This window comes from Bacillus bruguierae (assembly GCF_037104725.1).
GTDB classification, from domain to species: Bacteria; Bacillota; Bacilli; order Bacillales; family Bacillaceae_G; genus Bacillus_A; species Bacillus_A bruguierae.
The window spans coordinates 1-24317 of the sequence record NZ_JBAWSX010000016.1 but is presented as its reverse complement, the minus strand read 5'-3'; the positions used below and the strand labels follow the sequence as shown (position 1 = coordinate 24317).

General features: G+C 33.6%; 19 protein-coding genes and 4 pseudogenes. 11 read left to right on the top strand and 12 right to left on the bottom strand.

Going from position 1 to position 24317, the window contains the following annotated elements; all coding sequences use genetic code 11:
* Nucleotides 1-260: 260 nt before the first annotated feature.
* A complete protein-coding gene (locus WAZ07_RS20790) occupies nt 261-575 on the top strand; it encodes a DUF3892 domain-containing protein (protein ID WP_141525056.1) in 315 nt (104 codons plus the stop codon).
* Between the two features lie 421 nt (nt 576-996).
* On the opposite strand, the gene WAZ07_RS20785 is transcribed toward WAZ07_RS20790, so the two are convergent.
* Nucleotides 997-1686: a Crp/Fnr family transcriptional regulator gene (locus WAZ07_RS20785; protein WP_336473954.1), complete on the bottom strand. Its 690-nt coding sequence runs from the start codon at nt 1684-1686 to the stop codon at nt 997-999.
* 329 nt (nt 1687-2015) lie between these two features.
* On the bottom strand, nt 2016-2723 hold the full coding sequence (ric, locus tag WAZ07_RS20780; protein WP_336473953.1) for an iron-sulfur cluster repair di-iron protein: 708 nt from the start codon (nt 2721-2723) through the stop codon (nt 2016-2018).
* A 339-nt stretch (nt 2724-3062) separates the two neighbouring features.
* On the opposite strand from ric, the gene WAZ07_RS20775 reads away from it, so the two are divergent.
* Nucleotides 3063-4346 (top strand): aminopeptidase P family protein, encoded by a 1284-nt coding sequence (locus WAZ07_RS20775; protein ID WP_336473952.1) that lies wholly within the window; start codon nt 3063-3065, stop codon nt 4344-4346.
* A 251-nt stretch (nt 4347-4597) separates the two neighbouring features.
* The gene (locus WAZ07_RS20770) at nt 4598-6742 is read left to right on the top strand and encodes a DNA topoisomerase III (protein ID WP_336473951.1); all 2145 of its coding nucleotides are present in this window, start codon (nt 4598-4600) and stop codon (nt 6740-6742) included.
* Between the two features lie 37 nt (nt 6743-6779).
* On the opposite strand, the pseudogene WAZ07_RS20765 reads toward WAZ07_RS20770, so the two are convergent.
* Together WAZ07_RS20765 and WAZ07_RS20760 are read right to left on the bottom strand one after the other, a co-directional pair.
* A pseudogene (locus WAZ07_RS20765) lies at nt 6780-7100 on the bottom strand (recombinase family protein); the annotation flags it as partial.
* Between the two features lie 360 nt (nt 7101-7460).
* Entirely contained in the window at nt 7461-8390 is a 930-nt protein-coding gene (locus WAZ07_RS20760; RefSeq protein WP_336473950.1) for a carbohydrate binding domain-containing protein, read from the bottom strand.
* Between the two features lie 600 nt (nt 8391-8990).
* Here WAZ07_RS20760 and WAZ07_RS20755 point away from each other — a divergent pair.
* Nucleotides 8991-9545, top strand: coding sequence for a hypothetical protein (locus WAZ07_RS20755; RefSeq protein ID WP_336473949.1), 555 nt, complete (start codon nt 8991-8993; stop codon nt 9543-9545).
* A gap of 201 nt (nt 9546-9746) precedes the next feature.
* Nucleotides 9747-10349: a DUF6241 domain-containing protein gene (locus WAZ07_RS20750; protein ID WP_336473948.1), complete on the top strand. Its 603-nt coding sequence runs from the start codon at nt 9747-9749 to the stop codon at nt 10347-10349.
* Nucleotides 10350-10560: 211 nt separating this feature from the next.
* On the opposite strand, the pseudogene WAZ07_RS20745 reads toward WAZ07_RS20750, so the two are convergent.
* The 6 genes and pseudogenes from WAZ07_RS20745 to WAZ07_RS20720 all read right to left on the bottom strand — a co-directional run.
* Nucleotides 10561-10760 (bottom strand): annotated as a pseudogene (locus tag WAZ07_RS20745) (helix-turn-helix domain-containing protein); the annotation flags it as partial.
* A 126-nt stretch (nt 10761-10886) separates the two neighbouring features.
* A complete protein-coding gene (sdaAB, locus tag WAZ07_RS20740; protein ID WP_336473947.1) occupies nt 10887-11546 on the bottom strand; it encodes an L-serine ammonia-lyase, iron-sulfur-dependent subunit beta in 660 nt (219 codons plus the stop codon).
* A 371-nt stretch (nt 11547-11917) separates the two neighbouring features.
* Nucleotides 11918-12829 carry a DMT family transporter gene (locus WAZ07_RS20735; RefSeq protein WP_336473946.1) on the bottom strand — a complete coding sequence of 304 codons (912 nt, stop codon included), beginning with the start codon at nt 12827-12829 and terminating at the stop codon, nt 11918-11920.
* Nucleotides 12826-14058 (bottom strand): 5-aminolevulinate synthase, encoded by a 1233-nt coding sequence (gene hemA / locus WAZ07_RS20730; RefSeq protein ID WP_336473945.1) that lies wholly within the window; start codon nt 14056-14058, stop codon nt 12826-12828. Before hemA ends, WAZ07_RS20735 begins: the two co-directional genes overlap by 4 nt.
* 726 nt (nt 14059-14784) lie before the next feature.
* Nucleotides 14785-15414: a LysE family translocator gene (locus WAZ07_RS20725; protein ID WP_336473944.1), complete on the bottom strand. Its 630-nt coding sequence runs from the start codon at nt 15412-15414 to the stop codon at nt 14785-14787.
* Entirely contained in the window at nt 15411-16376 is a 966-nt protein-coding gene (locus WAZ07_RS20720) for an alpha/beta hydrolase (protein WP_336473943.1), read from the bottom strand. Before WAZ07_RS20720 ends, WAZ07_RS20725 begins: the two co-directional genes overlap by 4 nt.
* 134 nt (nt 16377-16510) lie before the next feature.
* Here WAZ07_RS20720 and WAZ07_RS20715 point away from each other — a divergent pair, with 134 nt between their 5' ends.
* Both WAZ07_RS20715 and WAZ07_RS20710 read left to right on the top strand, forming a co-directional pair.
* Nucleotides 16511-17389: a LysR family transcriptional regulator gene (locus WAZ07_RS20715; protein ID WP_336473942.1), complete on the top strand. Its 879-nt coding sequence runs from the start codon at nt 16511-16513 to the stop codon at nt 17387-17389.
* Nucleotides 17390-17407: 18 nt separating this feature from the next.
* Entirely contained in the window at nt 17408-17965 is a 558-nt protein-coding gene (locus tag WAZ07_RS20710; RefSeq protein ID WP_336473941.1) for a GNAT family N-acetyltransferase, read from the top strand.
* A gap of 376 nt (nt 17966-18341) precedes the next feature.
* Here the strand turns inward: WAZ07_RS20710 and WAZ07_RS20705 are convergent.
* A pseudogene (locus WAZ07_RS20705) lies at nt 18342-18617 on the bottom strand (Rpn family recombination-promoting nuclease/putative transposase); the annotation flags it as partial.
* A gap of 96 nt (nt 18618-18713) precedes the next feature.
* Nucleotides 18714-19610, bottom strand: a complete 897-nt coding sequence (locus tag WAZ07_RS20700; protein WP_336473940.1) for a mechanosensitive ion channel family protein — start codon at nt 19608-19610, stop codon at nt 18714-18716.
* Between the two features lie 604 nt (nt 19611-20214).
* On the opposite strand from WAZ07_RS20700, the gene WAZ07_RS20695 reads away from it, so the two are divergent.
* The 4 genes and pseudogenes from WAZ07_RS20695 to WAZ07_RS20680 form a co-directional block, all read left to right on the top strand.
* Nucleotides 20215-20652, top strand: coding sequence for a hypothetical protein (locus WAZ07_RS20695; protein ID WP_336473939.1), 438 nt, complete (start codon nt 20215-20217; stop codon nt 20650-20652).
* 314 nt (nt 20653-20966) lie between these two features.
* A pseudogene (locus tag WAZ07_RS20690) lies at nt 20967-21283 on the top strand (transposase); the annotation flags it as partial.
* Between the two features lie 521 nt (nt 21284-21804).
* Nucleotides 21805-23283, top strand: a complete 1479-nt coding sequence (locus tag WAZ07_RS20685) for an Lsa family ABC-F type ribosomal protection protein (protein ID WP_336473937.1) — start codon at nt 21805-21807, stop codon at nt 23281-23283.
* 379 nt (nt 23284-23662) lie between these two features.
* The coding region (locus WAZ07_RS20680; RefSeq protein WP_336474008.1) for a CocE/NonD family hydrolase at nt 23663-24317 on the top strand (655 nt) is incomplete at its 3' end.

The window sequence follows — 24317 nt, the reverse complement described above, 5'->3', positions numbered from 1 at the left end:
TGAAGAAGTATGACCATTTCATTTTATTAATTTTATATTTTTATTATTCAATAATCGGACGCAATTTTGTAGCTAGAATTGTGCTCGATCTTTATGTATTGGGCCACTATATTGAATAAGAGCTGAAAAGCTGGATTAGGTTCGCATTTATGGAATGGAAGTATGAAAAACCGTAAAAACAATACATTTTGTTAAGGATTATAGTACATAAAACTAATAGCTTCCGAATATACTAATAAAATATTTTGGAGGTGGGTTTTATGGATAAAAAAGACTTTCAAAAAATTTATAATGAATACTTACAACAAGGGGAAGACCAAGCTCAATTGGAAGTAGTTGAGGAAGTCGATTCAGGAGTAGAACAAATTGTTGCAGTTCGTAAAAATGATGAGGATGATATTATTGCTTTTAAAACAAGTAGTGGAAGAGAATTAGATTATATTACTGCTCTTGATGAAGCAAAATCAGGGAAGTTAGCTCATGTGGACGTATTTCATAAGTATGGCAGGGATATTATACGTAGTGAACCTGATGGTATTAAAGAAAATAACTTAGATAACTTACCTTCTTTTTAAACGGGTAAACCTAAAGAAGAGAATGTTAATTTGGATATTCTCTTCTTTACTTTACTAATTTAGTGTGATCTTCGTAAACTTGCTGTAAGAAAACCATCATTTATTCAATTATAGGACGCGATTGTGGAGTAACACAGGAAGAAAATGATAAAACTTTTTTATAAAACCGAAATATAAACCTGCTGAAAAAGCATCCATTTTGATCAAACTTTTTTCAAAATGGATGCTTTTTATTTACCATAGGATACGGATTAACACAATATTTTTAATCAAACTTTATTTTAAAGCTACACCAATGTCTAACTTGTTTTCCTGAAATCAATCATTTTTGTCATTACCTCTACCTCGGGAATTATTCATATTAATTCTCAATAACGATGTAACATAGAGAAAAAAGTAGGGTGTTAGGTGTACTATGTAATCAGATGATTTCTGCTTTTAATTTTTCTGGAATGATAATGAAATAACCATTTTCATCAATGGCAATCAAATTTCTTCTTTTTAACTGATTAATTGTGCGACTAATCGTTTCTCTTGATGTGCCAATCATATTGGCGAGTTCCCGATTCGTAAACTGGGACGTTAATGTATATTTGTTATTCATTTTTACACCATTTGACTTACATAAACGGAGCAATAACATAATAATTTGTTCGTAAGTATCGTGAAGGATTTGTTCTTCTAATCTGTTCTGAAGATCCACAATTTTTTCTCCAAGAACCTTAAACATTTTAATACATAATTCAGGATGCTGAATCAAAATTTTCTCGAAATCAGCGATTGGAGTAACGATCAATTGTACAGTCTCTAGTATTTCAGCATGTGCTGGGAAGGTACCTTTTTGGAAAAAGCCAGCGTGAGGAAACATTTCTCCAGCTTGAAGCACAGAAACAATTTGTTCTTTTCCAGCTGCATCTGTTTTTTGAATTTTCACTTTGCCAGAGTGGATAAAAAACACGCGGTCAAGTATGTCGCCCTGCATAAATACAAATGATTTTGCCTTATACATTCGTAATTGTGAAATATCTACAATAGGCTGAAGTTCTTCTTCTGAAAGTTCTTTAAAGAGAGGAACCTCCTGTAAATGTTTTTTTATCATTTTTGCTTTCATATATACAACTCCTTAATAATTCTAGACAAATTTCTATATTTAACTTATACCAATTTTTTAATTATAGCAGTGAAAAAAGTCATATTAATGATAAAATGAATCGTTTTTCAACTTTACAGGAGGAAGAGAAAAACTGATCTTAGAGAAGATAAAGTGAAACTTTCATCAGTAATAGAAAAATACATAAGAAATAGAACATGAGCAAATAGTGCTTATGTTCTATTTTTTACGTATAAGCGGTTTCTATTTAAGAAATTTTTTGTTTGTTCAAGCTCAAAAATGTTGGTTTTGGGCCTTAATTTGATATCTATTGATTTACTTTTTTGTACTTAAGCCTTCGCAATTGCACGAGGGAATAAAATATTATTTTCTAAATGAATGTGCTGGAATAAATCGGATTCAAGAACCGCAAGTCGTTGATAGACAAGGCGATACGTACCGCAAGCTCCTTCTGGAGGAGTAAAATCATTCGTAATATTACGAAGTTCTTTCAAAATATCACCAGCATGACTATGTTCACTTTCCAGTAGTTCTACCACTTTGCGTAATTTCGTATAATTTTCATCAGTTGGATTTTGCTCAAATGCTAAAATCAACGGAAAATCTTCTGTTTCTTCTTTAATTATATGCTGTTCTAATTCTGTTTTTAGTTCATGGAATAGCTTGTGAATTTTAGCTAAATGAGGCTGTGCTGATCCATGAACGCGTAATACTTTTGTCACATATGGACTTAACTGTGGCAATTCTTCGTTTAAATAGCGATGATGTTTATTCACAATATAGTCAATTAATTCACTATAAGAGGCGATTGTCCAGTCAATTTTTGCTTCATTTAATACTTTTGTTTCATGATAAAGAGTATTTAAGTTTGTTATAACCTCTTCTACCGATAAATTTCTCTCACGAATTGCATCGATAAGTGGTCTGTTACCTCCACAACAAAAATCTATTCTATATGATTTGAAAAGGTCACTTGCTTTTGGGAATTTCGTAACAATATCACCAATCACAGAAGTCTCAGTAAATACATGTTCCATATGAATGCCTCCATAAAGTTTAAATTTTGTATCTAGATTAAAAATAGCAATAAATTTAAGTTTATGTAGTGATATATCTCACTGATAACCTGTGAAATTCACCATACGTTGTTTGTATAATAACGGTAAGATTCCTCCATTAGGAAGTGAGTTAATAATTTGAAATAACCTGTGCTGAACAATCAATTATATAGAAAAGACTGTAAATAACGATATTGTGATAGAGCGTTATAGCACTAATGTTTCCGAAATAATTGACGGAAAATTATAACAATAATACAATTAAATAAACTAGATAGTCAGCTTAAAGGGAATTTATAGAACTTAAGGGGGATTGTTATGAATCAAACATTTTTTACTCGAAATCGAAAAAGATTAGTGGAAACATTGCCGGATGAATCTGTTACCATTCTATTTGCTGGGCAGGCACCTTATAAATCAGCCGATGACCATTATAAATTTGTGCCAAACCGAAACTTCTATTATATGACCGGTATTGATGAACCGAATCTTATTTTTGTGTTAAAAAAGGTAGGCGATACAGTAGAAGAAACGCTTTTCATCGAAAAAGCGGATCCAATTCTTGAAAAATGGGTAGGCAAAACGGTTTCAAAAGAAGAAGCACAAACCATTTCTGGTATAAAAACGATTGTATACTTAGAAAGTTTCGAATCATCAATAGCACGAACGTTTTTTACAGAACATGTAAAACACGTATATTTAGATCTGGAACGCCGAGAGTGGGCAGGGACAGAGACACGGATGTTAACATTCGCCAAGCATGTAAGAGAACATTATCCACACCTTTCAATCGGTAACGTTTATCCAAATATTTGTGAATTACGAGTATTTAAAACTGAGGAAGAGATTGAAAAGATAAAGGAAGCAATTATGGTTACAAAAGAGGGCATTTATAATGTGCTCAAACATGCTAAAGAGGGTATGATGGAATATGAATTAGAAGCTCATTTTGATTTTACGCTAAAGTCATCTGGTATTAAACATCATGCATTCAATACGATTTTGGCAAGTGGGAAAAATGCAACCGTGCTGCATTATGAGGACAATGATTCTAAAATTAATAAAGGTGACTTAGTGCTGCTTGATCTTGGCGCTCAGAAGGATTATTACAATGCTGATATCAGCTATACGTTCCCAGTGAACGGAACATTTTCGAATCGCCAAAAACAGATTTACAATATTGTGCTAAAGGCATTGAGGGAAACAATTGAGCTTGTGAAACCGGGATTACAATTCTCTGCATTAAATGAGCATACGAAAAAGGTGCTTGCAGAAGAGTGTAAGAAAATTGGTTTAATCCAAGAAAACTCGGAACTCTCCAACTATTATTATCATGGAGTGAGCCATTTCCTCGGTTTGGATACTCATGATGTAGGTTCGTACAAAGACAGAGTACTCGAGGCAGGCATGGTTATTACAGTGGAACCGGGCTTGTATATTGAAGAAGAGGCGATTGGAATTCGTATCGAAGATGATATCCTTGTTACCGAAGAAGGATATGAAAACCTGTCAAAAGACATAATCAGAACGGTTGAAGAGATTGAGGATTTCATGGGAGTACACAATCCAAATGTGAAGGATAGACAGATTGTTGCAAAATAAGAAGAAACGAAGGCGCCTAATTTGTGGCGTCTTTTTCATATTGTTTTAGAATTTTAAGTAATATGTTATATAATGAGTTCCTATTGTGAAGGTGTTAAAATTAAGCGTATAATATTAGGAGTCTATAGTAGAGTATACAAAATTGTAGGTTATCCTTTTATGTGGAAATTTGTGAAGGCTGTAAAGCGTTTATATGAAAATTGAAGAGATATTATAGAAGCTATACTGGAATTTAGATAGGGAGTTTTAAAATGAAATTAATTATTGCCGAGAAACCAGATCAAGGTTTGGCGCTTGTTTCTCAATTTAAATACAGGCGGAAAGATGGCTATTTAGAAGTAGAGGCGAATGAGTTGTTTCCGAATGGAGCTTATTGTACATGGGCAATTGGCCATTTAACGCAGTTATGTAACCCGGAACATTATCATGCAGAGTGGAAAAAATGGTCATTAGATACGTTGCCGATGATTCCAGAACGTTTTCAGTTTGAGGTAACAAAGTCAAAGTATAAGCAATTTAATGTTGTGAAACAGCTGTTACATAATCCGCAAGTGACGGGAATTATTCATGCGGGAGATGCTGGGCGCGAAGGGGAATTAATCGTACGGAATATCATTCATCTTTGTAATGTGCAAAAGCCAATGAAACGTCTTTGGATTTCTTCTTTAACGAAGCAAGCAATCTATCAAGGGTTTAAAAATTTACTTGATGAAGCAGATACAATCAATACGTACTACGAAGCATATACGCGTTCATGTGCTGACTGGGTCGTTGGGATGAATGCTTCCCGTGTTTTTAGCATTTTACTAAAGAAAAAAGGAATGAATGATGTATTCTCCGCTGGGCGTGTGCAAACACCAACACTTGCATTAATTGTAAAACGAGAGAAAGAAATTGAAAACTTTAAATCGGAGCCATTTTGGGAAGTATTTGCAACCTTTCATATAGAAGGGAAAAAATATGAAGGTAAGTGGGAACAAGATAATGAGTCGCGCTTAAAAGATCCAAATATGGCAAATAAAATTGCTGCATTTTGTCAAAATAAACCGGCTGAAGTGAAAGAAATGAAAACCGAGCGGAAAGAGTTTCAGCCACCATTTTTATTTAACCTGTCATCACTGCAAGCAACGGCAAATAAAGCATTTAAATTTTCGCCAAAGAAAACACTTGATATAACACAAGCTTTATATCAAAAAGGAATTGTCTCGTATCCACGTTCGGATTCTAACTATGTAACAGAAGGCGAAGCTGCCACGTTTCCTGATATTTTACAGAAATTGAGTCAGTTTGAAGAATATAAAGATGTATTGCCAGCACCGATTCCTTCTATTATGAATAATAAGCGTTATGTAAATGAAAAAAAGGTTACAGATCACTACGCAATTATTCCAACAGAACAAGTAACGAATCCAAATAAATTATCAGGCGATGAAAGAAAAATTTACGATATGATTGTAAGAAGATTGATTGCAGCGCATTATGAAGCTGCGATTTTTGACTACACTACAATTACAACGCTCGTTGATGGCCGTGCTGAATTCGTTTCGAAAGGGAAACAACAAATTCAAGAAGGATGGCGGAAGGTCATTTTCCAAGATGATAAAGATGAAGAAGCAATTCTTCCTATTGTACAAGAAGGAGAACAAGGAAAAGTTATAAAAGTGAAAGTGAAAGAGGGGAAAACACAGCCGCCAAAACGATATACAGAAGGTCAGCTTATTACGTTAATGAAGACAGCTGGGAAATATTTAGAGAATGAAGAACTGGAAAAAGTATTAAAAAAGACAGAAGGTTTAGGGACAGAAGCAACGCGGGCTGGTATTATTACAATGCTGAAGGACAGAAAGTATATTGAAGTAAAGAAAAATCAAGTGTACGCGACTGATAAAGGAAAAGTACTCATAACTGCAATTGGTGATAAAATATTAGCTTCTCCAGAAATGACAGCAAAATGGGAGCAGCGCCTTGCGGAAATTGGAGAAGGAACAGCTTCGCCTGCTGCATTTATGGAACAAACGAAAAAGCTCTCAGCAAAAATTATTGAAGATGCAATTGAAATGTCTGAGAAATGGGATTTTACAGGATTACATGTAGAATCGATTGAACGCTCCAATTCAAAATTTACAGTCGGTAAAAAAGTAGGGCAGTGTAAAAAGTGTGATGGAGATGTCATCGATAAATCCACTTTTTATGGATGCTCGAACTATAATACAACAAAATGTGATTTCACAATCTCTAAAAAGATATTAGGAAAAACAATTTCACAAAAGAATATGAAGAAGCTACTAAAAGGTGAACAGACGGAGTTAATGAAAGGTTTTAAGAAGAACGATAAAACGTTTGATGCGAAGTTAGAGTGGAAAGATAATAAGATTAATTTTGTGTTTGAGAAGTGAAGCTATTTGTTAGATTATATGAGAAAAAGCATGATAATTTTATGTCATGCTTTTTTGTTTCTACACAAATGACTCGATTAGTAACTGTTGCTTTTTGAATTGCGCTCTGAATGATATCATTTGTACTTTCTCCATTGTAATTGACGTTAATGTATAGTTCCTTTATAAATTGTAAACTCACTTTATGCTTTTCGGAGTATCTAAATTCTTCTAATGTATCATTCATATTTCTCCCAGATTCTTTATCAATGAAAATATTCCGATCTTCTATTCCTAAATCCTTCGTATTCTGAATTTGCCGTTCTTCGTTTGGATCTTTATTCGAAACTCGTACATATCCAAATTTTTCATATTTCATGTGCTACACCTTATTGATAATTATACCAATTCTGTCTTTAAAGGTACATAAGATGGCCGTTTTGGCCAACTTATGCTTCTTTTAGTTTACGGCCAACTTATGCTTCCAGGATTTGAAGAATATTTTTAATGCCGTCTTTAAATAAAGTCACGACTTTTAGGGATAGCATCACATTGCCATCAACTTAAGAAGTTAATTGTTCCTCAAAATGAAAAAACGAGCTGAATTCCCATAAATAAATGTAGAAAGAACAAACTTCGTTTTGGATACATTTCAAAGTCTTAAGTCGATAGGCATATGGCGGCTCATTTCTAGAATTGTTTTCATGTGTCAATGATAGAAATATATTTTTTATTATGGCTACTTTTCAACTAGTACGATATCATCAAGATAGGCATCAAAGTTGAACCCGGAAAGCTCACCAATGTAGAATTCACTTGAATTAATAGAATTTGGAGTAGTAAATTCGAACGATTTTTGTTCATACTGTGAGGAAGTAAATACCATATCAGCTAGGGTTCTTCCATTAACCAATACTAATGCCCCTACGTATCTACTAGGAGTAGCTACTTTTCCAGATGCGGACAGTATGTATGTCGTATTAGGCTTCAAAGTTATGGATCCAAACAATGCTGAAGCACCTAATGAGTTTAAATGAAGTCCTTTAGAATTATTTACCCCTGCATGCTCTTCAATATTGTATTTCATATTGCCGTCCCATGGTTTAAGAGGTTCTATACTTGAATTGTGGTCAAAATCCATATTTAAAATATAAGATTTCTCCTTTTCCTTCAATTGTACATTATCAAACTTAACCCTCCCATTTGCTGTAGAAGCAAGTTTGACAGCAAAGTTTGACACATCCTCCTCTGTTTTAAACTTTATCTCATGATGTTCTGGCTTAAATCCTGTGTACTGCTTCTTTGTTAATGGAACTATTTCTTGAGTGGCATTCAGATTACCTACTGTTACTTCTGATGGAGAACCTATACTTCCCGCTATATCAAATGTTAATGTATATTCTGTATTCGGTTTTACAGTAACAAGCTGATAGGCTGTGTCTGCATGTATTAATTTCAGATAATGATTGCCTGTTTCAGAAGTACCGATATTCTCGGTAGAAGAATTAGGATTAGATAAAATCCAGTTATTTAGTCCATCCTCAAAGTCTCCATTCCTAACTTGTTTATTTGCAGATGGACTATCTGCTGATACAATACCTGAAAAACCTATACTGGCACTTAATACAATTGCTGTAGAAAATACTCCTATACCGATTTTTTTAAACAATTTCTTCATCTCCTTTGGTCAGATTAAAATATATTTTTTCATACTTTCTATATATATTTGGATAAACCTTCCAAATGACAACTTTATTAATAAATGATTTATAGGTTATTTTCAATTGAAAGATCTTCAACATATACAAGGACACCTCGCTCAAATTGAACGGGTAAAGAAAGCATATCAAGAGAGAAAAGTGACCTATTAACTAACGGAAGCGTCAGTTCCACTTGCTCGTTTATTAAGATTATTCGTATCAATTTGACCAAACATTATTCCAAAGCTACATGAATAAAACACACGGCAAGCTTATGGATTAATAATTAACTTACGGCCAATTTATGTTTCCAATTCCGTTGAATAATTAGATAATCACCTACAAAAATAAGTGTTTTCTGGCCAACTTATGCTTCCAATTGTGGCAAATTTATGAGTAAAGTGACAGTGAGAAGTAGACATTTGTAGACGTGTTTTTTTAGTTTTCTATATATCTGTAAAGGTATACTTTTACAAACAGGTAAGTCTCAAGAAATATTTGTACATAAAAAAACATAACAGAACACTATTTGTTATAATTAGAATAATTGGAAAGGAATTTGGGGAGGAATGGTTGTAGGGGTAAATATACGACAATTAAATAAGAGTTTAGAAATGAAAATAAAAAAATGTATTGCGCTATTAGGTGAAGAATATATGTCTTTAAATTTCACTATATACTTTTATGAGACCCGAGAAAAACTTCAAAGAGAGTGTGATAATAAGCCTGATTTAAAGAGAGAGCATTATGAACAAATATTAAATGGTGAAATAGAAACGGCGGGCTTAACTATTTGTGAAGAGGGCAAAATTAAAATTTTTCTATTCCTTTTTCAAGATTTAAAAAGGAATCCTACAGAAATCATTAATTTAATTGGTAATCTGTATCATGAGATTCGTCATGCATGGCAATTTGAAAATAATTTATTCCAAGATGAAAAAGAGATTATTACAATTGATGGGGATCTTGAATCATATTTAAGTTTACCATCTGAGAAGGATGCATATAGATTCCAAGATGAAAAAATGAAAAAACACGGTGAAGAAATTTTAAGGATTTTTGGCTTTCAGTTGAAAATTGATTATCGTTTAGCGGATGAAATAAGTAATATTATATATTCATAATAAGAGAATATCAGAGAAGTGTCTCTCACGAATTAATACGGACTAAATACCCTCCTAAAAATTACTAAAGTTTAATAAATTATCCTAAATCTTTAGTGAAAGAATTCGAAAAAGATTTAGTTAATCTGATTAGGATTAGCGGCCCTTCATCACATTAGAGTAAGAAATCAGTTTTCAAAGATATTCGCAGGAGGATTTATTATGAAAAAGAAAATTACTTATAGTGTAATTGTTTTAGTAACTTTATTAGTAGGAACGTACATCACTCTAACATATAATGGTAAAAAAGCAGAAGAAAAAGTTCAGGAAAAACCTAAAGTTCAAACCATTCAAAAGCAACAAAAAGATAGTTATGTAGTTAGCAATGATGATTTATCTAAAGCAGCTCAGTCTATTGGAGAAATCCAAAACGAGCAAACTATAAATGACATGATGATACATATGTCTTTCCAAAAACTCACATTCAATGGGAATAATCTTCATGTTCCTGGTACCCGTAATGTAGGTCGATTTCAAATGACCAAAGAAAACATTCAATACTTAAAAAACAACTTAAATGTTATCAATAATGATGAAAGACCAAAATATGAATCTATTCTGAACAAATGGTACGATGGAAATTTCGAATCTGCAGTTGAAGACTATAGAGAAATTCTTTATTTACGTTTTGGAAAAAAGCAAAGTGCGGAGGGATCTAACCTAGCCAAAAAAACTGATAGCGATGAAAAAGAGTTTATTCTCCATTTCTTTGGTCAAGAAGGATTAGATATTCATAATAAAGAGTGGAAACAGGGCAAGTTGTAGAAATGAAACCAAATTTCACTCCACTAGGAAGTAAAATGTTTTAACTCCGTATTACGGTATTTCCTTTTGGGGTAGCATCATGCCCATCAACTTAAGAAAACAAATCCACCCCAAAACGAAAAAATAGCTTTTTTATTACAAGTTAGGACAAAATCTTGTTCTGGGGGTAGTTGTATTTTCTTAGCTTGATAGCGATGGGTGGGACCCCCATTAGATGTAAACGCTCTTTTTCCGCTTGTAGCGCCTCTATGAACCTTCTACTACACTTTGTCCTTTAGTTGTACTTGTTTTTTTCTTTTCCATGGATGGACGCCCCTTTTTCTTTGATTGTAGGGCATCTAATCCTCCTGTTTCATAAACTACTTTCCATTTTCGAAATGTTTCGCAAGAAGGAATATTGAAAAGTGCCGCTCCAATTGTTAAACTGTGTCTAACAATTGGGGGCACTTCATTTCAGTCGTCTTTTCCGGTTCTGATGCAAAAACTATATGTCTTATGTAACTAATCTCTAAAACCTGAACATGCTGATAAAACTCTCTAACTTAAGGCTAGTGTTTGATAAATATTTGGTAATCCTTTAATTTCCTCAATTACTTCATGATTTAATAGTTCCTCAGTTTCAATTACCAATAGAGATATTTTTCCTTTTTCCTTTTGCGATACACGTATCATATTAATAATAATTTTACGCGTTGCTAATATAGAAGTTACAGATGAAATGGTACCAAAATGATCATTGTTCATAATAAGAAGAGCTGATCTTGTTTCATTTAAATTCAAATCAAAACCATTAATCTCAATAACTTTGATTTTTCCCCAACCAATCGAACAAGCAATCATCTCAATTTTATCTTCATCTTTGTATAAAGTAATCTTTACTGTATTGGGATAAGACGGTTTTGCAATCTCTTCTATACAATTAACTGTAATTCCTCTTTCTGCTGCAATTGTAAGTGCTTTAGAGAATAGTGGGTCATTCATTTCAAAGCCCAAAATACCACCAACAAGTGCTACGTCTGACCCAAAAGTGCAATCAGTTTTTTTGAATGCCCCATATAAAGAAATTTCGATTTTTTCTGGAGGCTTTAAAAATAGCTGACGAACAATATGTCCTATCTTTGTTGCTTCTACTCCATAAGCACTAGGTGTTCCAATAGTAATAGGACCAATAACATCAAATACTGATTTATATTTCATGATTATCCTTTCTCCTTAATATTAGTAGTAGGGGTGCATTAATAAAATGTTTTTGTATTAAGAAAATATTTCATAACTGAAAGGTAATGAAAATACGGATTATAATAAGCGATCCATCCTTTTATTAAGATATCTATTCAATATAAAGAGTTTTTTAATATTTTTAACAATAATTTTTAATAAAAAGATGTGTTGATTTATTTGTCATTATTGAAGGTGAACGATCATGTTTATTTAAAAAATCAGTAAATAGAGAATGCAATTTGTTAGGTAGTTATGCCTTATTTACAATTACACTAGAAATCCTATAGATCTGTTCATGCTATAAGGGAACAGTATTATATTTTATAAATAAAGCCCATGGGAATTTTTTAATTCCCTGGGCTTTCATTTCTCGTAATATTCCGACTTCTGTATGGTAAGCGAAATCCTAGTGCAATTGCTGCTCCAATGCAACTAAATAAACATCCGAACAGTAAATAGAGAGTAGGTGTAGAATCTCCAATCGCAACAGAGGCAATCCCACCTATTGCCGGAAAGAGTGCCACCATATAACTACTAACTGATGCACCGATTCGTTCTACTAGCTTGAGGTAGAACATCCATGCCCCAAAGGAAGCAAATACAGTTAAAAAAGCCAAAGCTCCAAGATAAGAAACGGACGTTGGTAGTGTAAAGTTCTGTTCCTGAAAGGTACAAACAGCAAGTAAAAGTATCGAAGCCACAACAAAGCCAACACTATTCGAATAAACAGCATTAATACCACGTCGTGCATTTCGAGCGGAAGCTGCGTCACCAATAGCTGTAAGTATAGTTCCAAACAATGCGAGACCTATTCCTTTTAGATCACTTGTACTAGAGCCCTGTGTTAGTAGTGGATAAACTAATATAGAAACACCTACAATACCAACTATTCCCCCTATTAGAATTCGAGGATGAAGACGCTCATCTAGAAATATACGAAGTGCAATTGGTGTCAGAACTGTCTTCAATGAAAACAGCAGCGTTACTAGTGCAGCAGAAATCCAAATTGTCGCGTAGTATAAACACAAGTAACTTAGAGCTAAGTTACATACCCCAAAAGTAACAAGGGGAAAAACATCTTTACGAGAAGGCCTACCATTTGGACGTACCACGCACATGAGGACAATAAACATTAGTGCAGCCCCTACCAAGCGATAGGTTAATGACAATTCAAGGCTTACAGGAGTACCTTGTATTTTTACTGCAATAAAGTTCAATCCCCAAACTATTAAGCAGAAGATGTACATAAAAATTGTCATACATCTAAAACTTCGTTCTGCGGTGCAAAAGGAATATCGAAATAATTAAAAACTTCTGTTAATGCAACGGCCAGTTGTGCTATCTGTTCCTCAGTGTGATTTGGTGTAACATTAACTCGGAAGCGTTCTGTGCCGACAGGAACCGTTGGTGAATTAATAGGTTGCAGATAGACGTGATGTTGTTCAAGTAGACGTTGGGCAGCAGCTTTACATTTTTTTGCATCACCAATCAGTACAGGGAGAATATGCGTTTCACTTGAGTCCATTATCGGAATATTTGCTTGAGCAAGTGCTTCTCTTAACATGCTAGTTTTTTGGTGTAGAACGTTCCGCTCGTTATCTGAAGATTTTAAGTGTTCCACACTAGCATAACAGGCCGCGACAACAGCTGGTGGTAAGGATGTTGTAAAAATAAAACCAGATGCAAAAGAACGAACAGCGTCAATTAGTAATGATGAAGCTGCAATGTATCCCCCGATTACTCCAATACCTTTTGCCATTGTTCCTTGAATAAAGTCCAATCGATCCACAAGACCTAGTTCAGCAGCTATTCCTGCTCCGCGAGGACCGTACATACCAATTGCATGTACTTCATCAAGAAATGTTAAAGCGTTATATTTATCTGCAAGATCCGCAATTTTCTGAATCGGTGAGATATCGCCATCCATTGAGTATACTGATTCAAACACAATAATTTTTGCTCGATCATGTGGCTGAGCTGCAAGTAACTCTTCCAAATGGTTAACATCATTATGTCTAAATATCGCCCGTTCGACTTGAGTGCTACGTATACCATTAATAATTGAAGCGTGATTTCGTTCGTCAGAAAATACTATGCAATTTGGAAATAGACGAAGTAAACATTGTAATGTTGCATCATTCGAGCCATATCCTGTAGGAAAAACTAATGCGGCTTCTTTACCATGCCATTCCGCAAGTGAAGATTCAAGTGCAGCGTAATGATAATGTGTACCACCTATATTTCGAGATCCGCCTGAACCAGCACCAAATGCTCGAATTGCATCATGCATTGCTTCGGTAACTACTGGGTGCTGAGACATTCCTAGATAGTCATTGCTGCACCAAACGACAACTGGTTGCCCATCTTTCTGGCCATTCAATTGTGCTAAAGGATATTGGCCACGCATCCGATTAATTGTAACAAATTCTCGATATTGTCCGCTTTCTTTCAAAGATTCGAGCTTATTTTCAATAATTTTTGCATACATGACTTTTCCTCCAAGTATAGTTATAGTTTACAGTTCATCCAGTTTGATATTTTTTCATAAAAATTAAGGAAAACTCTTAAATAATGGTTTTTTATTATATTGGGAAAATATAATAAAACCAAACAAAAAACAAAATTATGCATATTTTCATAATTTTGTTTTTTTAAAACTTCAAATTTCTTTAAGTCGATATAATTAATTTCAAATAAATAATAACAATTTTTTGAAAATAAAACCATATTTTAGAATTTTATCAATAAAAGACAGATAATTATCATTAAAAAATGGTCATATTAAGCTAAATATTATAAGTAAAGACTAGTTTCCCTTAAAAGAATCACTGTAATGATTTGCAAAATCCGTATAAAACAATACCTTTAGAACAAAATATAAATATAATTTTCTTATTTTTTATCAATATAACTTTTTAGAATTCTGTTGCAAAGTTGATTAACATCAAACTAGATAAGCGATTGGGGAGTACTTATTATGCAACTATAAATAAATCTTTTAATTCATTGCACACCGAAAAACAGGAGTCTGGTTTATGACTTCTGTTTTATTTGTATAAGGGATTCAGTCCCGAAAATGCGGACTTACAACGCTAAGCTACTTGCAATATTAAAAATGAGCTATTTAACAACGATAGGACTTTTGAGACAAGTCATACGAGACACTGACAAGCCTTATTTGACTTAAAACCATATCCAAATTTAAAAAGCCTTTTTATTTAGTTCCCATTGCAAGTTTTAGTCCTAAACAGATTAGAACTACACCTGTTATTCGCTCCATAATACGCTGGACAGCTGGTTTTAAAATCCACGTTCTGAACAATTTCATAATGGAGATGTAACAGATGAACCACCCCAATGTTAGTCCAGAATATATCAGCCCCAGCAACAAGACTTGAGGGAAAAAACTTTGCGTTGTATTCGTGAATTGGGGAAGAAATGTTAAAAAGAACAAGGCAACCTTAGGGTTGAGAACATTTGTTAAGATTCCCTGTCTATAAAGGCGCGAAAAAACATCATATGATGATGCGACTGTTGATTTCCCACCTCTAACATGGTCCTGATTACTATTTTTAAAGGAGGATATTCCTAAAAAAATAAGATATATTGCACCGATAACTTTAATAATGACGAACAGTTTGGCAGATTGCATTAATAATAAGGATAATCCAAGTCCGGTGGCAATTGTATGTACAAGAATTCCGCTAGCTATCCCCAATGCAGTGAGTAATCCTCCTTTCGTAGAGAAAGTGATTGTATTTTTTGTTACAAGAGCGGTGTCGATTCCTGGAGACAAGATTAGCAAAATAGATGTGACGATGAATGTCCAGTGATTTATGTTCATTTCGCAATCCTCCCATTATAGAGTAGGTCTCTGATACCGATAGCAGTATCATCAATCGCTTCAATTGCTTCTTTAATCTCCCAAGGCGGATCAGCAAATGACATAAAATCATGAACCATCCCTTCATATCTTCGTAAAATAACAGGTACTCCAGATGTTCTTAAACGGTTTGCATATTGCTCGCCATCGCTTCTAGCAGGATCAAATTCAGCTGTCACAATATAAGCCGGAGGTAAGCCACTTAAGTCGACGCTTAGTAGCGGTGAAGCAAAAGGACTATTTATATCTTCCGGGGACGAAAGATAGTGTTCACAAAACCATTTCATAGCGTCATAAGTAAGAAGATACCCCGTTGCGTATTCTTTATAAGATTCAGATTGTAGACGACAATCTGTTATCGGATAGATAAGAAGTTGGGCGCACAGTTTCGGACTCTTTACTTGTTTTAATTTAAGGGTTACTGCAGCGGCAAGGTTAGCTCCAGCACTGTCGCCTCCGATTGCTAATAGAGTAGAATCACCTTGAATATCTTTTGCATGTTTGTAAACCCACTGAGTTACGAACAATGCTTCATATACTGGATCAGGAAACTTGTATTCCGGTGCAAGATGATAACAAACTGAAACCACGATAACTCTAGCTTTTTGTGTAATTCGACGACAAATCGTGTCGACTCCATTTAGACTGCCAAGCACCCATCCACCTCCATGAAAATAAATCAAAATAGGGAAGTTCCCTGAATCAGGAGGCGTATAAATCCTAATCGGTATCTCTCCAAATGGTCCATCTATTTTTTGGGTTGTGACACGTTCATTTCCTGAGAGTCTTGGGCTCACAGGTGTTGTCGAATAAGGATTCTTCACTTGTCCTCGTGCTTCTTGAACAGAAAGTAAATGTAGAGGACGAGATTCTTTTGAATTTATTTTATTGAGAATAAATTTAATTTTGGGATTCAATTCCACCAGTTTTCCTCCTTTTTCGATAGTACTTATAATCAAGATATTTATAGTATAGATAATAATATCTATTTAGTTAAATGAAAAAATACTATATAATCTATTCGTAATATGAATAAATTGGGAAGGAAGATGGATTTTTGAATTATGAACATTGGGAGACTTTTATTACTCTTGCGGAAACCAATAGTTTTACTCGAACTGCAGAAAAACTGAATATTTCACAAACAACTGTAACTAACAGGATAAAACAATTGGAAAATCAAATTGGAAAACTCCTGTTTGTCCGAGATACAAGATCGGTCAAATTATCGGAAGCTGGAACTATATTGTACCCCTTCGCTAAAAAGGGAATTGATATACTAAAACACGGGGAGTTTGTAGCAAAGAGCTTTATTGATTATGATGAAAAACTTGCTATAGGCAGTCTAGTTTCTATTTGGCATTATTTCCTTTTACCATATGTACAAAAGTTAAAACTAGATTATAGTAATTATACACTCCGTCTATACACAGGCCATACTAAGAGAATGTTTCAATTACTGCTGGATGGGATTATTGACGTTTGTGTTGTCCCTTCCAAACCTCAACACCCTGACCTTGAATATATTAAGTTATTTGAAGAGCCTTTTCATCTTGTTGGTAGCCCTGAGCTATTTACAGAAGACATAGTGGAGCTAACCAGAGAACAGCTGAATAAATCATCATTTATTCATATTCCTTGGGAAACACCTTTTATTGAGTGGTTTCATAACGAAATAGAAGTTACAATGTTCCCCTCAATTGAAGTAGATGATACCACTTTATATGTTCGCATTTTACTCGAACAAAAGATGATGGGGTTCCTTCCCGATGTAGTTGCCCGTCAATATATTAAAAATAAAGAACTAGTCAAGATTCCTTTTAAATCTGTTTTTCCAATGCCGAAAAGGTCCATTTATCTTGTTCATCATAAAAAAAATAAAGGATCTCGAGCCTTGCAATCCTTTAAAAACATCCTTATTAATGTAAAAAGCTGAGATAATAGAGGTGCAAAAATGAAATCAATAAGTATTTCTTTAGAAACAGAAAAAAATAAGAACCTAGATAAAATAGAAAAATTATTTTTTGATTGTAGGTTAGACTTGGAAACTCGGAACATATATCAGTGGGATGATTCTTATCCAAACAGGTCATATTTTACTGAGAAAATCGAAAACAGAGAATTATATGTATTAAAAAATAAGACTGAGTTAATTGGAGTTTTTGTACTAGATGAATGGCAACCTATAGAATGGTCAAATATCCAATGGTCTTATACTGAAGGAGCTTATCTTGTTATACATTCATTTTGTATACATCCAAAACAACAAAGCAATGGATACGGAAAAGCAGTTCTTGATTTTTGTGAGGGATTAGCAACTCAGCGGAAATATATGGGTATCCGCTTAGATGTTTTTTCAAAAAATGATGCTTCTCAAAAGTTCTACGAGAAATATGGATATGAAAAAAAAGGAGAAGTTATTTTCAAGTCAAAACCTGTTAACAATCAAGTCTATTTCTGTTTTGAAAAAATAATAACACGTAATTTATCCCTAAAAATAGGAGAGATTTAATAATTTGTTAGATAATTAATTTTTTAATAAAAAGAAAAATATAGTGTTTCAAGTACTCTTTTCCAAACTCATGTCAGAAAATAACATTCCAATCCTAAAAATCGTGTTATCCAAGTTATAGCACTGCCGATTTTCATTCGTTGAATAAATCAAGTATTTTATTTTGAAGTGAAATGTTCAAAAAAACGTTATTTTTTCTAATCTAACTTATTTAGAACGAATAACGTTTTTTTACACTTGGAGGTATTGAGGGATCTTAAGTTGATGGGCATGCGGTTGTACCCCTGTAAGGCTTTTTATAGTTATTTAAATTGGCTCTACGGGATAATAAAAAGCTTTGCGGGAGTTTTCGCAAAGCTTTTGTCATGATATATAATTATAATAGTAATTTTCGTATTTCTTCTGTATTGAGACCAGTAAATTTTGCAATATCTTCTAATGGCATGCCATTTTTATGCATACCACGAATTAATTGAATTTTTCCCTGTTCAATGCCTTGCTCAATACCTTCTTTTTTCCCTTTTTGAATACCTTCTTCTCGCGCATGAGCTATTTTAGCTTGTTCATCTAGAAGTGATTTCTCACGAGCTTCATAAGCTGTTCGGAAAGAAGAATCATGGCTCATATTTTCCCATGGATTTATTTTTTCTTCACGCCATTTTTACTAATTTTGTAGACGTGGGTTTCCTCTCCCTGTCTATTTCTCTTTCTTATATTGTACAAGAAACCAAAAGTAATGTGCAATCAGCTAGTTTTCTTTACCTACTTGGTGAAAGTTGCTCTCCAGCTGTAATTTTTCAGTATGAACGAACATATTCGCTGCTGGCATTTGTACTTGATTCTCATGGAATATAGACATTAGTTCAAACCTTATTCGCCTGGAAGTTTCAAAGTACTCCTCAGGTTTAACCAAACCTATAATACAAAATTCGTACCCAACATATTTAAAATTTGGATTTAAGTCTGTAACACCAATATATTGAAAAGATTCAACAATTTCGTCCTCTATCCTATATAGGCTTTGATCCAATTTTTCATTGCAGATAACACATACTTTTTCTAACAGTTCCTTTATTCTTGCAGGATCTTCCTGATAACTTACCGTAATCCGTTCAATAACCCGCATCCAGCCTTTATTAAAATTTTGTATCGTTCTAATCTCTCCATGTGGGATGGTAAGGAGTTTTCCCGACCATTCACGAATTTGCATAAAGCGAATACTGATTTCTTCAATAGTACCTGAACTTGTTCCGTTAAAAGTAACAAAATCGCCGACACGAAACTCTTTGTCCGTTAATCTTGCGAACCCTAATATAACATCTTTTAACATCTGTTGTGCAGCAAAACCGACGACAACTCCGGCAATTCCTGCACCTGCAAGAATACCTTTTATATCTACAAATTGACTAATTAGATAAAAAACAAGACTGATTAAAATTCCATACCTAAAAATTGATCGAATTACACTTTGAATCGTCTGTTCTACTTCTTCATCAAAAAAGCTTGACTTCCTAAAGAACCAATCAATAATACGGTTTATGACAAAGGAAAAAGTCATGAGGATCAAAGCAAATAGTATAAATCTTAAAAGTAAAAACTCCCTTACATAATTAAAAAATTCCTCAGTCAAAGTTAATAAATTCATCCATCCACTTCCTTAACTATGTATTTTGATTTTTATTCCTGGTTCATTTTCAACAATATGACCCTTTAACGAAACAACTTATTGTCACTCAACAGTTCCTTAATCGACCTTTCAATTCCAGGTGTTCTTTTCCTTTTTATTATAAATATACCCCTTTAGATTAGTTAAAGGGGTATAACGGCGCAATTTTTTTATAAACGGTATAACTTTATTCAAAACGGTACATCTTTTTTATAGGGGTAGTGACAAGGTTGCTGTCATAGACCACAAAGTAAAATTCAATGAAGTTATAAAAAGTGCATCTTACACTTTTTGAAAGGGTTTATGGTAATCATTTTTGGTAATATCGTATACCAGTGATACCAAGTACCTTAATCAAGATTAAATTAGTTACAAAAATTATGGGTTTTTGGTAACGAATCTTATCATTTTATGTGATTTAAAGAGTTTACTTTGCGGTTCATAGCAAGAACCTTGGCATTAAGCCTTAAGGCTCACCTACGATATTAGGCGGGCTATTCCAATGAAAAAATAATCATTTACACTTTAGAGGAAAATTTGTATTATTAAATTGTTAAAAAATGTAATTATAGGGGTGGTTAAAATGAAGAAAAGAATTCTTATTCTGGTAATGAGTATAGGATTTCTAGTCTTTAATGTATTTCATAGTCCTGTTCAGAATACAGTTTCCGCTCAAGTTAACAATGAAAAATCATCCATAAATGAAAGTGAGTTTTGGCTGTATGATGGGAATCCAATAAGATACTACACTTATTTCAATACTCTTATTGGGATTGTTGATTTAAGTTCATCTACTGAACAAGAATCAAGCCATGTAGTATTTGAGTTTTATAATTTACTAGGTGATTTATCGTATGTAACAAGTGCCACTATCCCTAATCATAATCATTCAACTTTCCAACCATTTTCGGCCCCTATAAATTCTCTAGAAGAAGCTGCCTATTCTGTAAAGGTCAAAGTTATAAACGCAAAGTTAGATCCAAATAAAGTTAGATTTGCTCATATACCCCATATAGAATAATACGTGTGTACATGTACACAGAAGGAGCCTCTATTTATCTAACATATATATGTTTTGGTATTTCTCTTTCCCAACCACATCAGCTTTGATTTCGCCATTTTCTACATAGGGCTCACCTTATAGCTAATTTTGAATACACTTCAAGTGATTGCCTACTTGCATGTCCAGAACAAGGCTGAATGAGGGCATCATTGATTCCCTGTTTTTTCAACTAGGCTTTGTATCTAATTTAACTAATGCTAGTTTAAAAAATGGATACGCCAAACTGTTCTTTTTAGTATAATAAACGTACTAAAAAGAACAGGGTGTCTGTAATGGCAAAAACATATGATAAAGAGTTCAAACTTTATGCAGTAAAGTTAGTGATAGAAGAAGGAAGAAAAGGAGCAGAAGTAGCTCGGGAATTAGACATAGCGAATCAAACATTAAGTAACTGGGTCAAGAAGTATCATGAGGAGCAGGAAGCTGGATTTGTAGGAAGTGAAAACCTAAAACCAGAAGATCAAGCCATGCATGAATTACAGAAACGATTACAAGACTTAGAAGAAGAAAATGTGATATTAAAAAAGGCTATGGGCATCTTCGCAAAAAACTAGAAGTAATTTATGGTTTTATAAAAGAAATAAGGAATATACATTGTTGATTCTAAAGAAGTAGTTAGCAATAATTTGAGGTGAAGATGATTGTGATATTGCATTCCATAAAAAAGAATGTTACTCTAAAAATAGAATTATGAGAGGACTGATGGATGAATAATGATTAACTAATTTATATTTTAATTTGAAATTAATAACTTCAAACTACAAAATATAGGGTTAGTCTATCCATTTTTATAAATCAGTTCATACTTTATTTGTCATGATTCCAATGATTAATAAGAACTTATTAAGTATAAGTGAAATACTAATCCTTCCGATTACAAATTGGGAGGATTTTTTTATTCTCTTATAGGTAAGTTGATATTTATTAATCGGTAACTGTAACCTAACAAATAAAGGAGAGAAAAAAATGAGTAATTCAGACACTATTGTTACACATGTAATGCTCTATATAAGTCGTTAATATCCATCAAACTTATATAGAGGAATTAAAAAAATTGATGGATATTCCGACTTTATATGAAAAGTGTTGATATATAAAGGAGGAATTATTATGTCAATGATAAAAGTTCAAGACTTAACTTTTTCATACCCAGGTAGCTTTGATAATATTTTTGAAGGTGTAAACTTTCAAATAGATACGGATTGGAAACTGGGGTTTATTGGTAGAAACGGACGAGGTAAAACGACATTCTTTAATTTATTATTAGGTAATTATGAGTATAGTGGGAAAATCACTTCTTCGGTAGAATTTAATTATTTCCCTTACCCAGTTTCGGATAAGAACAGGTTCACTCATGAAATCCTTGAAGAAATTTGTCCCCAAGCAGAAGATTGGGAATTTCTGCGGGAAATATCCTATTTAAATGTTGATGCCGAGGCCATGTATCGACCATTTAAAACATTATCAAATGGAGAACAAACAAAGGTGTTGCTTGCTGCACTGTTTTTGAATGAGGGTCAATTTCTATTAATTGATGAGCCAACAAATCATCTAGACACTGATGCACGAAAGATGGTCTCTGATTATCTAAGGAAGAAAAAAGGGTTTATTTTAATTTCACATGACAGAATCTTTTTAGATGGATGCGTTGACCATATCTTATCTATAAATAGAGCAAATATTGAAGTTCAAAGTGGTAACTATTCATCTTGGAAGTTAAATTTTGATAGACAGCAGGAACACGAAGAGGCTACAAATGAGCGTCTACAAAAAGACATAGGGAGATTAAAACAGTCTTCAAAGCGTTCGGCAGGTTGGTCTCATCAAGTGGAAGCTTCCAAAAATGGAACAAGGAATTCAGGATCTAAGTTAGATAAGGGTTTTGTAGGACATAAAGCGGCCAAGATGATGAAGAGAGCGAAGAACCTTGAATCAAGGCAACAAAAAGCTATTGAAGAAAAGTCAAAATTACTAAAAAATGTGGAGAAAACTGAGTCGTTAAAATTAGAACAATTGAAATTTCAGTCAAATGAATTGGTTGTTTTGGCTGATGTGTCTGTTAAGTATGATGACCAAATAGTAAATGAACCAATTAGCTTCATAGTTGAACGAGGGGACCGAATTGTACTTGATGGAAAGAATGGAAGCGGGAAAAGTAGTATCCTAAAACTAATTCTAGGACATCCAATACAGCATATAGGCTCAGTTAATTTAGGTTCAGGACTCATCATTTCCTATGTCCAACAAGATACTTCTCATTTGAAGGGATCGTTATCGGACTTTATTGAAGAGCACGAGATCGATGAGACGTTATTTAAATCCATCCTACGTAAGATGGATTTTGACCGAATTCAATTTGAGAAAGATATATCTCATTATTCTGGTGGACAAAAGAAAAAGTTGCTTATCGCTAAAAGTTTATGTGAAAAAGCTCATTTATATATATGGGATGAACCATTAAATTTTATTGATATTTATTCGCGTATGCAGATTGAAGAGCTTATTCAACAATTTAATCCTACAATGGTTATTGTTGAGCATGATAAGGCATTTCAACAAACAGTTGCAACCAAAACTATATCTATATAGTTCAAAGTGAATGATTGAAGATATAATCAGTAAATCAAGTCATTAAACTATAGGGCGCTTTAATGGAGTGATGAAAAAAGCCTAATTTCTCTACAATAAATTGAGAAATTAGGCTTTTTAATAGGAAATAAACGTGGGGTAAACAAAAGATTGACAGAGGTAGCGCTTTTAAAATATGTGGCTAATACATCAGAAATACAACGTTGGATTAGAAAAATCTTATGAATTATATAAGAGAAAATATTACGAATTTCTCAAGTCTTCGCCTTTTTCAAAAACTGAATTTTCTGTCACTTTGTTGTATAGTGAAAGAAGTGATAGAAAAAAATAAGGGGGGAAGGAATTTGAAAAAAAACAGTTTGTGATTGCACTCTCAGCAATGTTTTCATTAACACTTACATCAAGTATCTCTAGTATTACAGTACATGCAGAAAAAAGCGAAGAGAGTTCGATAAAATTTTCTTCGCTACCGTTAAATGGTAAAGTGCCAGAAACGTTAGCTCAATCAACAAAGATTGAGTTGGAAAATGGAATGACCAAGCCTATTTATTCAATTGATGAAGCAATTGTAGAAAAATTATATGTAGAAACTGAGATTGATAGTGACCTAGATTGGAAAAAGGATCTTGTTTCGATAAAGGTAATGCGACCTAAAACAGAAGCGGGTGTGAAAGTTCCTGTTATTTATGAAATGAGTCCTTATCGTTCAGGGATAAATAATGTACCAGCTTATAATGTAGATGAAGAATTATATCCTACGGAAGGTAAACCTTATGCAGAACCAGCTAACCTCGGTTCATATGGAAATTATTATGTTCCTCGTGGATATGCCGTTATTTTAGGCGAAAGTATCGGCACTGGGAATTCAGGTGGATGTCCAACCACTGGTGACCAACAAGAAATTATCGGTACAAAATCTGTTATTGATTGGGTAAATGGCAGAGCAAAAGCATTCAATGAATATGGTGATGAAATACAAGCGGATTGGTCTACAGGGAATGTTGGGATGACCGGAGTGTCATATAATGGTACCC

Coding starts and splice junctions, on each gene's coding strand:
- WAZ07_RS20790 (WP_141525056.1), top strand. CDS start 261: ATGGATAAAAAAGACTTTCAAAAAATTTATAATGAATACTTACAACAA.
- WAZ07_RS20785 (WP_336473954.1), bottom strand. CDS start 1,686: ATGAAAGCAAAAATGATAAAAAAACATTTACAGGAGGTTCCTCTCTTT.
- ric (WP_336473953.1), bottom strand. CDS start 2,723: ATGGAACATGTATTTACTGAGACTTCTGTGATTGGTGATATTGTTACG.
- WAZ07_RS20775 (WP_336473952.1), top strand. CDS start 3,063: ATGAATCAAACATTTTTTACTCGAAATCGAAAAAGATTAGTGGAAACA.
- WAZ07_RS20770 (WP_336473951.1), top strand. CDS start 4,598: ATGAAATTAATTATTGCCGAGAAACCAGATCAAGGTTTGGCGCTTGTT.
- WAZ07_RS20755 (WP_336473949.1), top strand. CDS start 8,991: ATGGTTGTAGGGGTAAATATACGACAATTAAATAAGAGTTTAGAAATG.
- WAZ07_RS20750 (WP_336473948.1), top strand. CDS start 9,747: ATGAAAAAGAAAATTACTTATAGTGTAATTGTTTTAGTAACTTTATTA.
- sdaAB (WP_336473947.1), bottom strand. CDS start 11,546: ATGAAATATAAATCAGTATTTGATGTTATTGGTCCTATTACTATTGGA.
- WAZ07_RS20735 (WP_336473946.1), bottom strand. CDS start 12,829: ATGACAATTTTTATGTACATCTTCTGCTTAATAGTTTGGGGATTGAAC.
- hemA (WP_336473945.1), bottom strand. CDS start 14,058: ATGTATGCAAAAATTATTGAAAATAAGCTCGAATCTTTGAAAGAAAGC.
- WAZ07_RS20725 (WP_336473944.1), bottom strand. CDS start 15,414: ATGAACATAAATCACTGGACATTCATCGTCACATCTATTTTGCTAATC.
- WAZ07_RS20710 (WP_336473941.1), top strand. CDS start 17,408: ATGAAATCAATAAGTATTTCTTTAGAAACAGAAAAAAATAAGAACCTA.
- WAZ07_RS20700 (WP_336473940.1), bottom strand. CDS start 19,610: ATGAATTTATTAACTTTGACTGAGGAATTTTTTAATTATGTAAGGGAG.
- WAZ07_RS20695 (WP_336473939.1), top strand. CDS start 20,215: ATGAAGAAAAGAATTCTTATTCTGGTAATGAGTATAGGATTTCTAGTC.
- WAZ07_RS20685 (WP_336473937.1), top strand. CDS start 21,805: ATGTCAATGATAAAAGTTCAAGACTTAACTTTTTCATACCCAGGTAGC.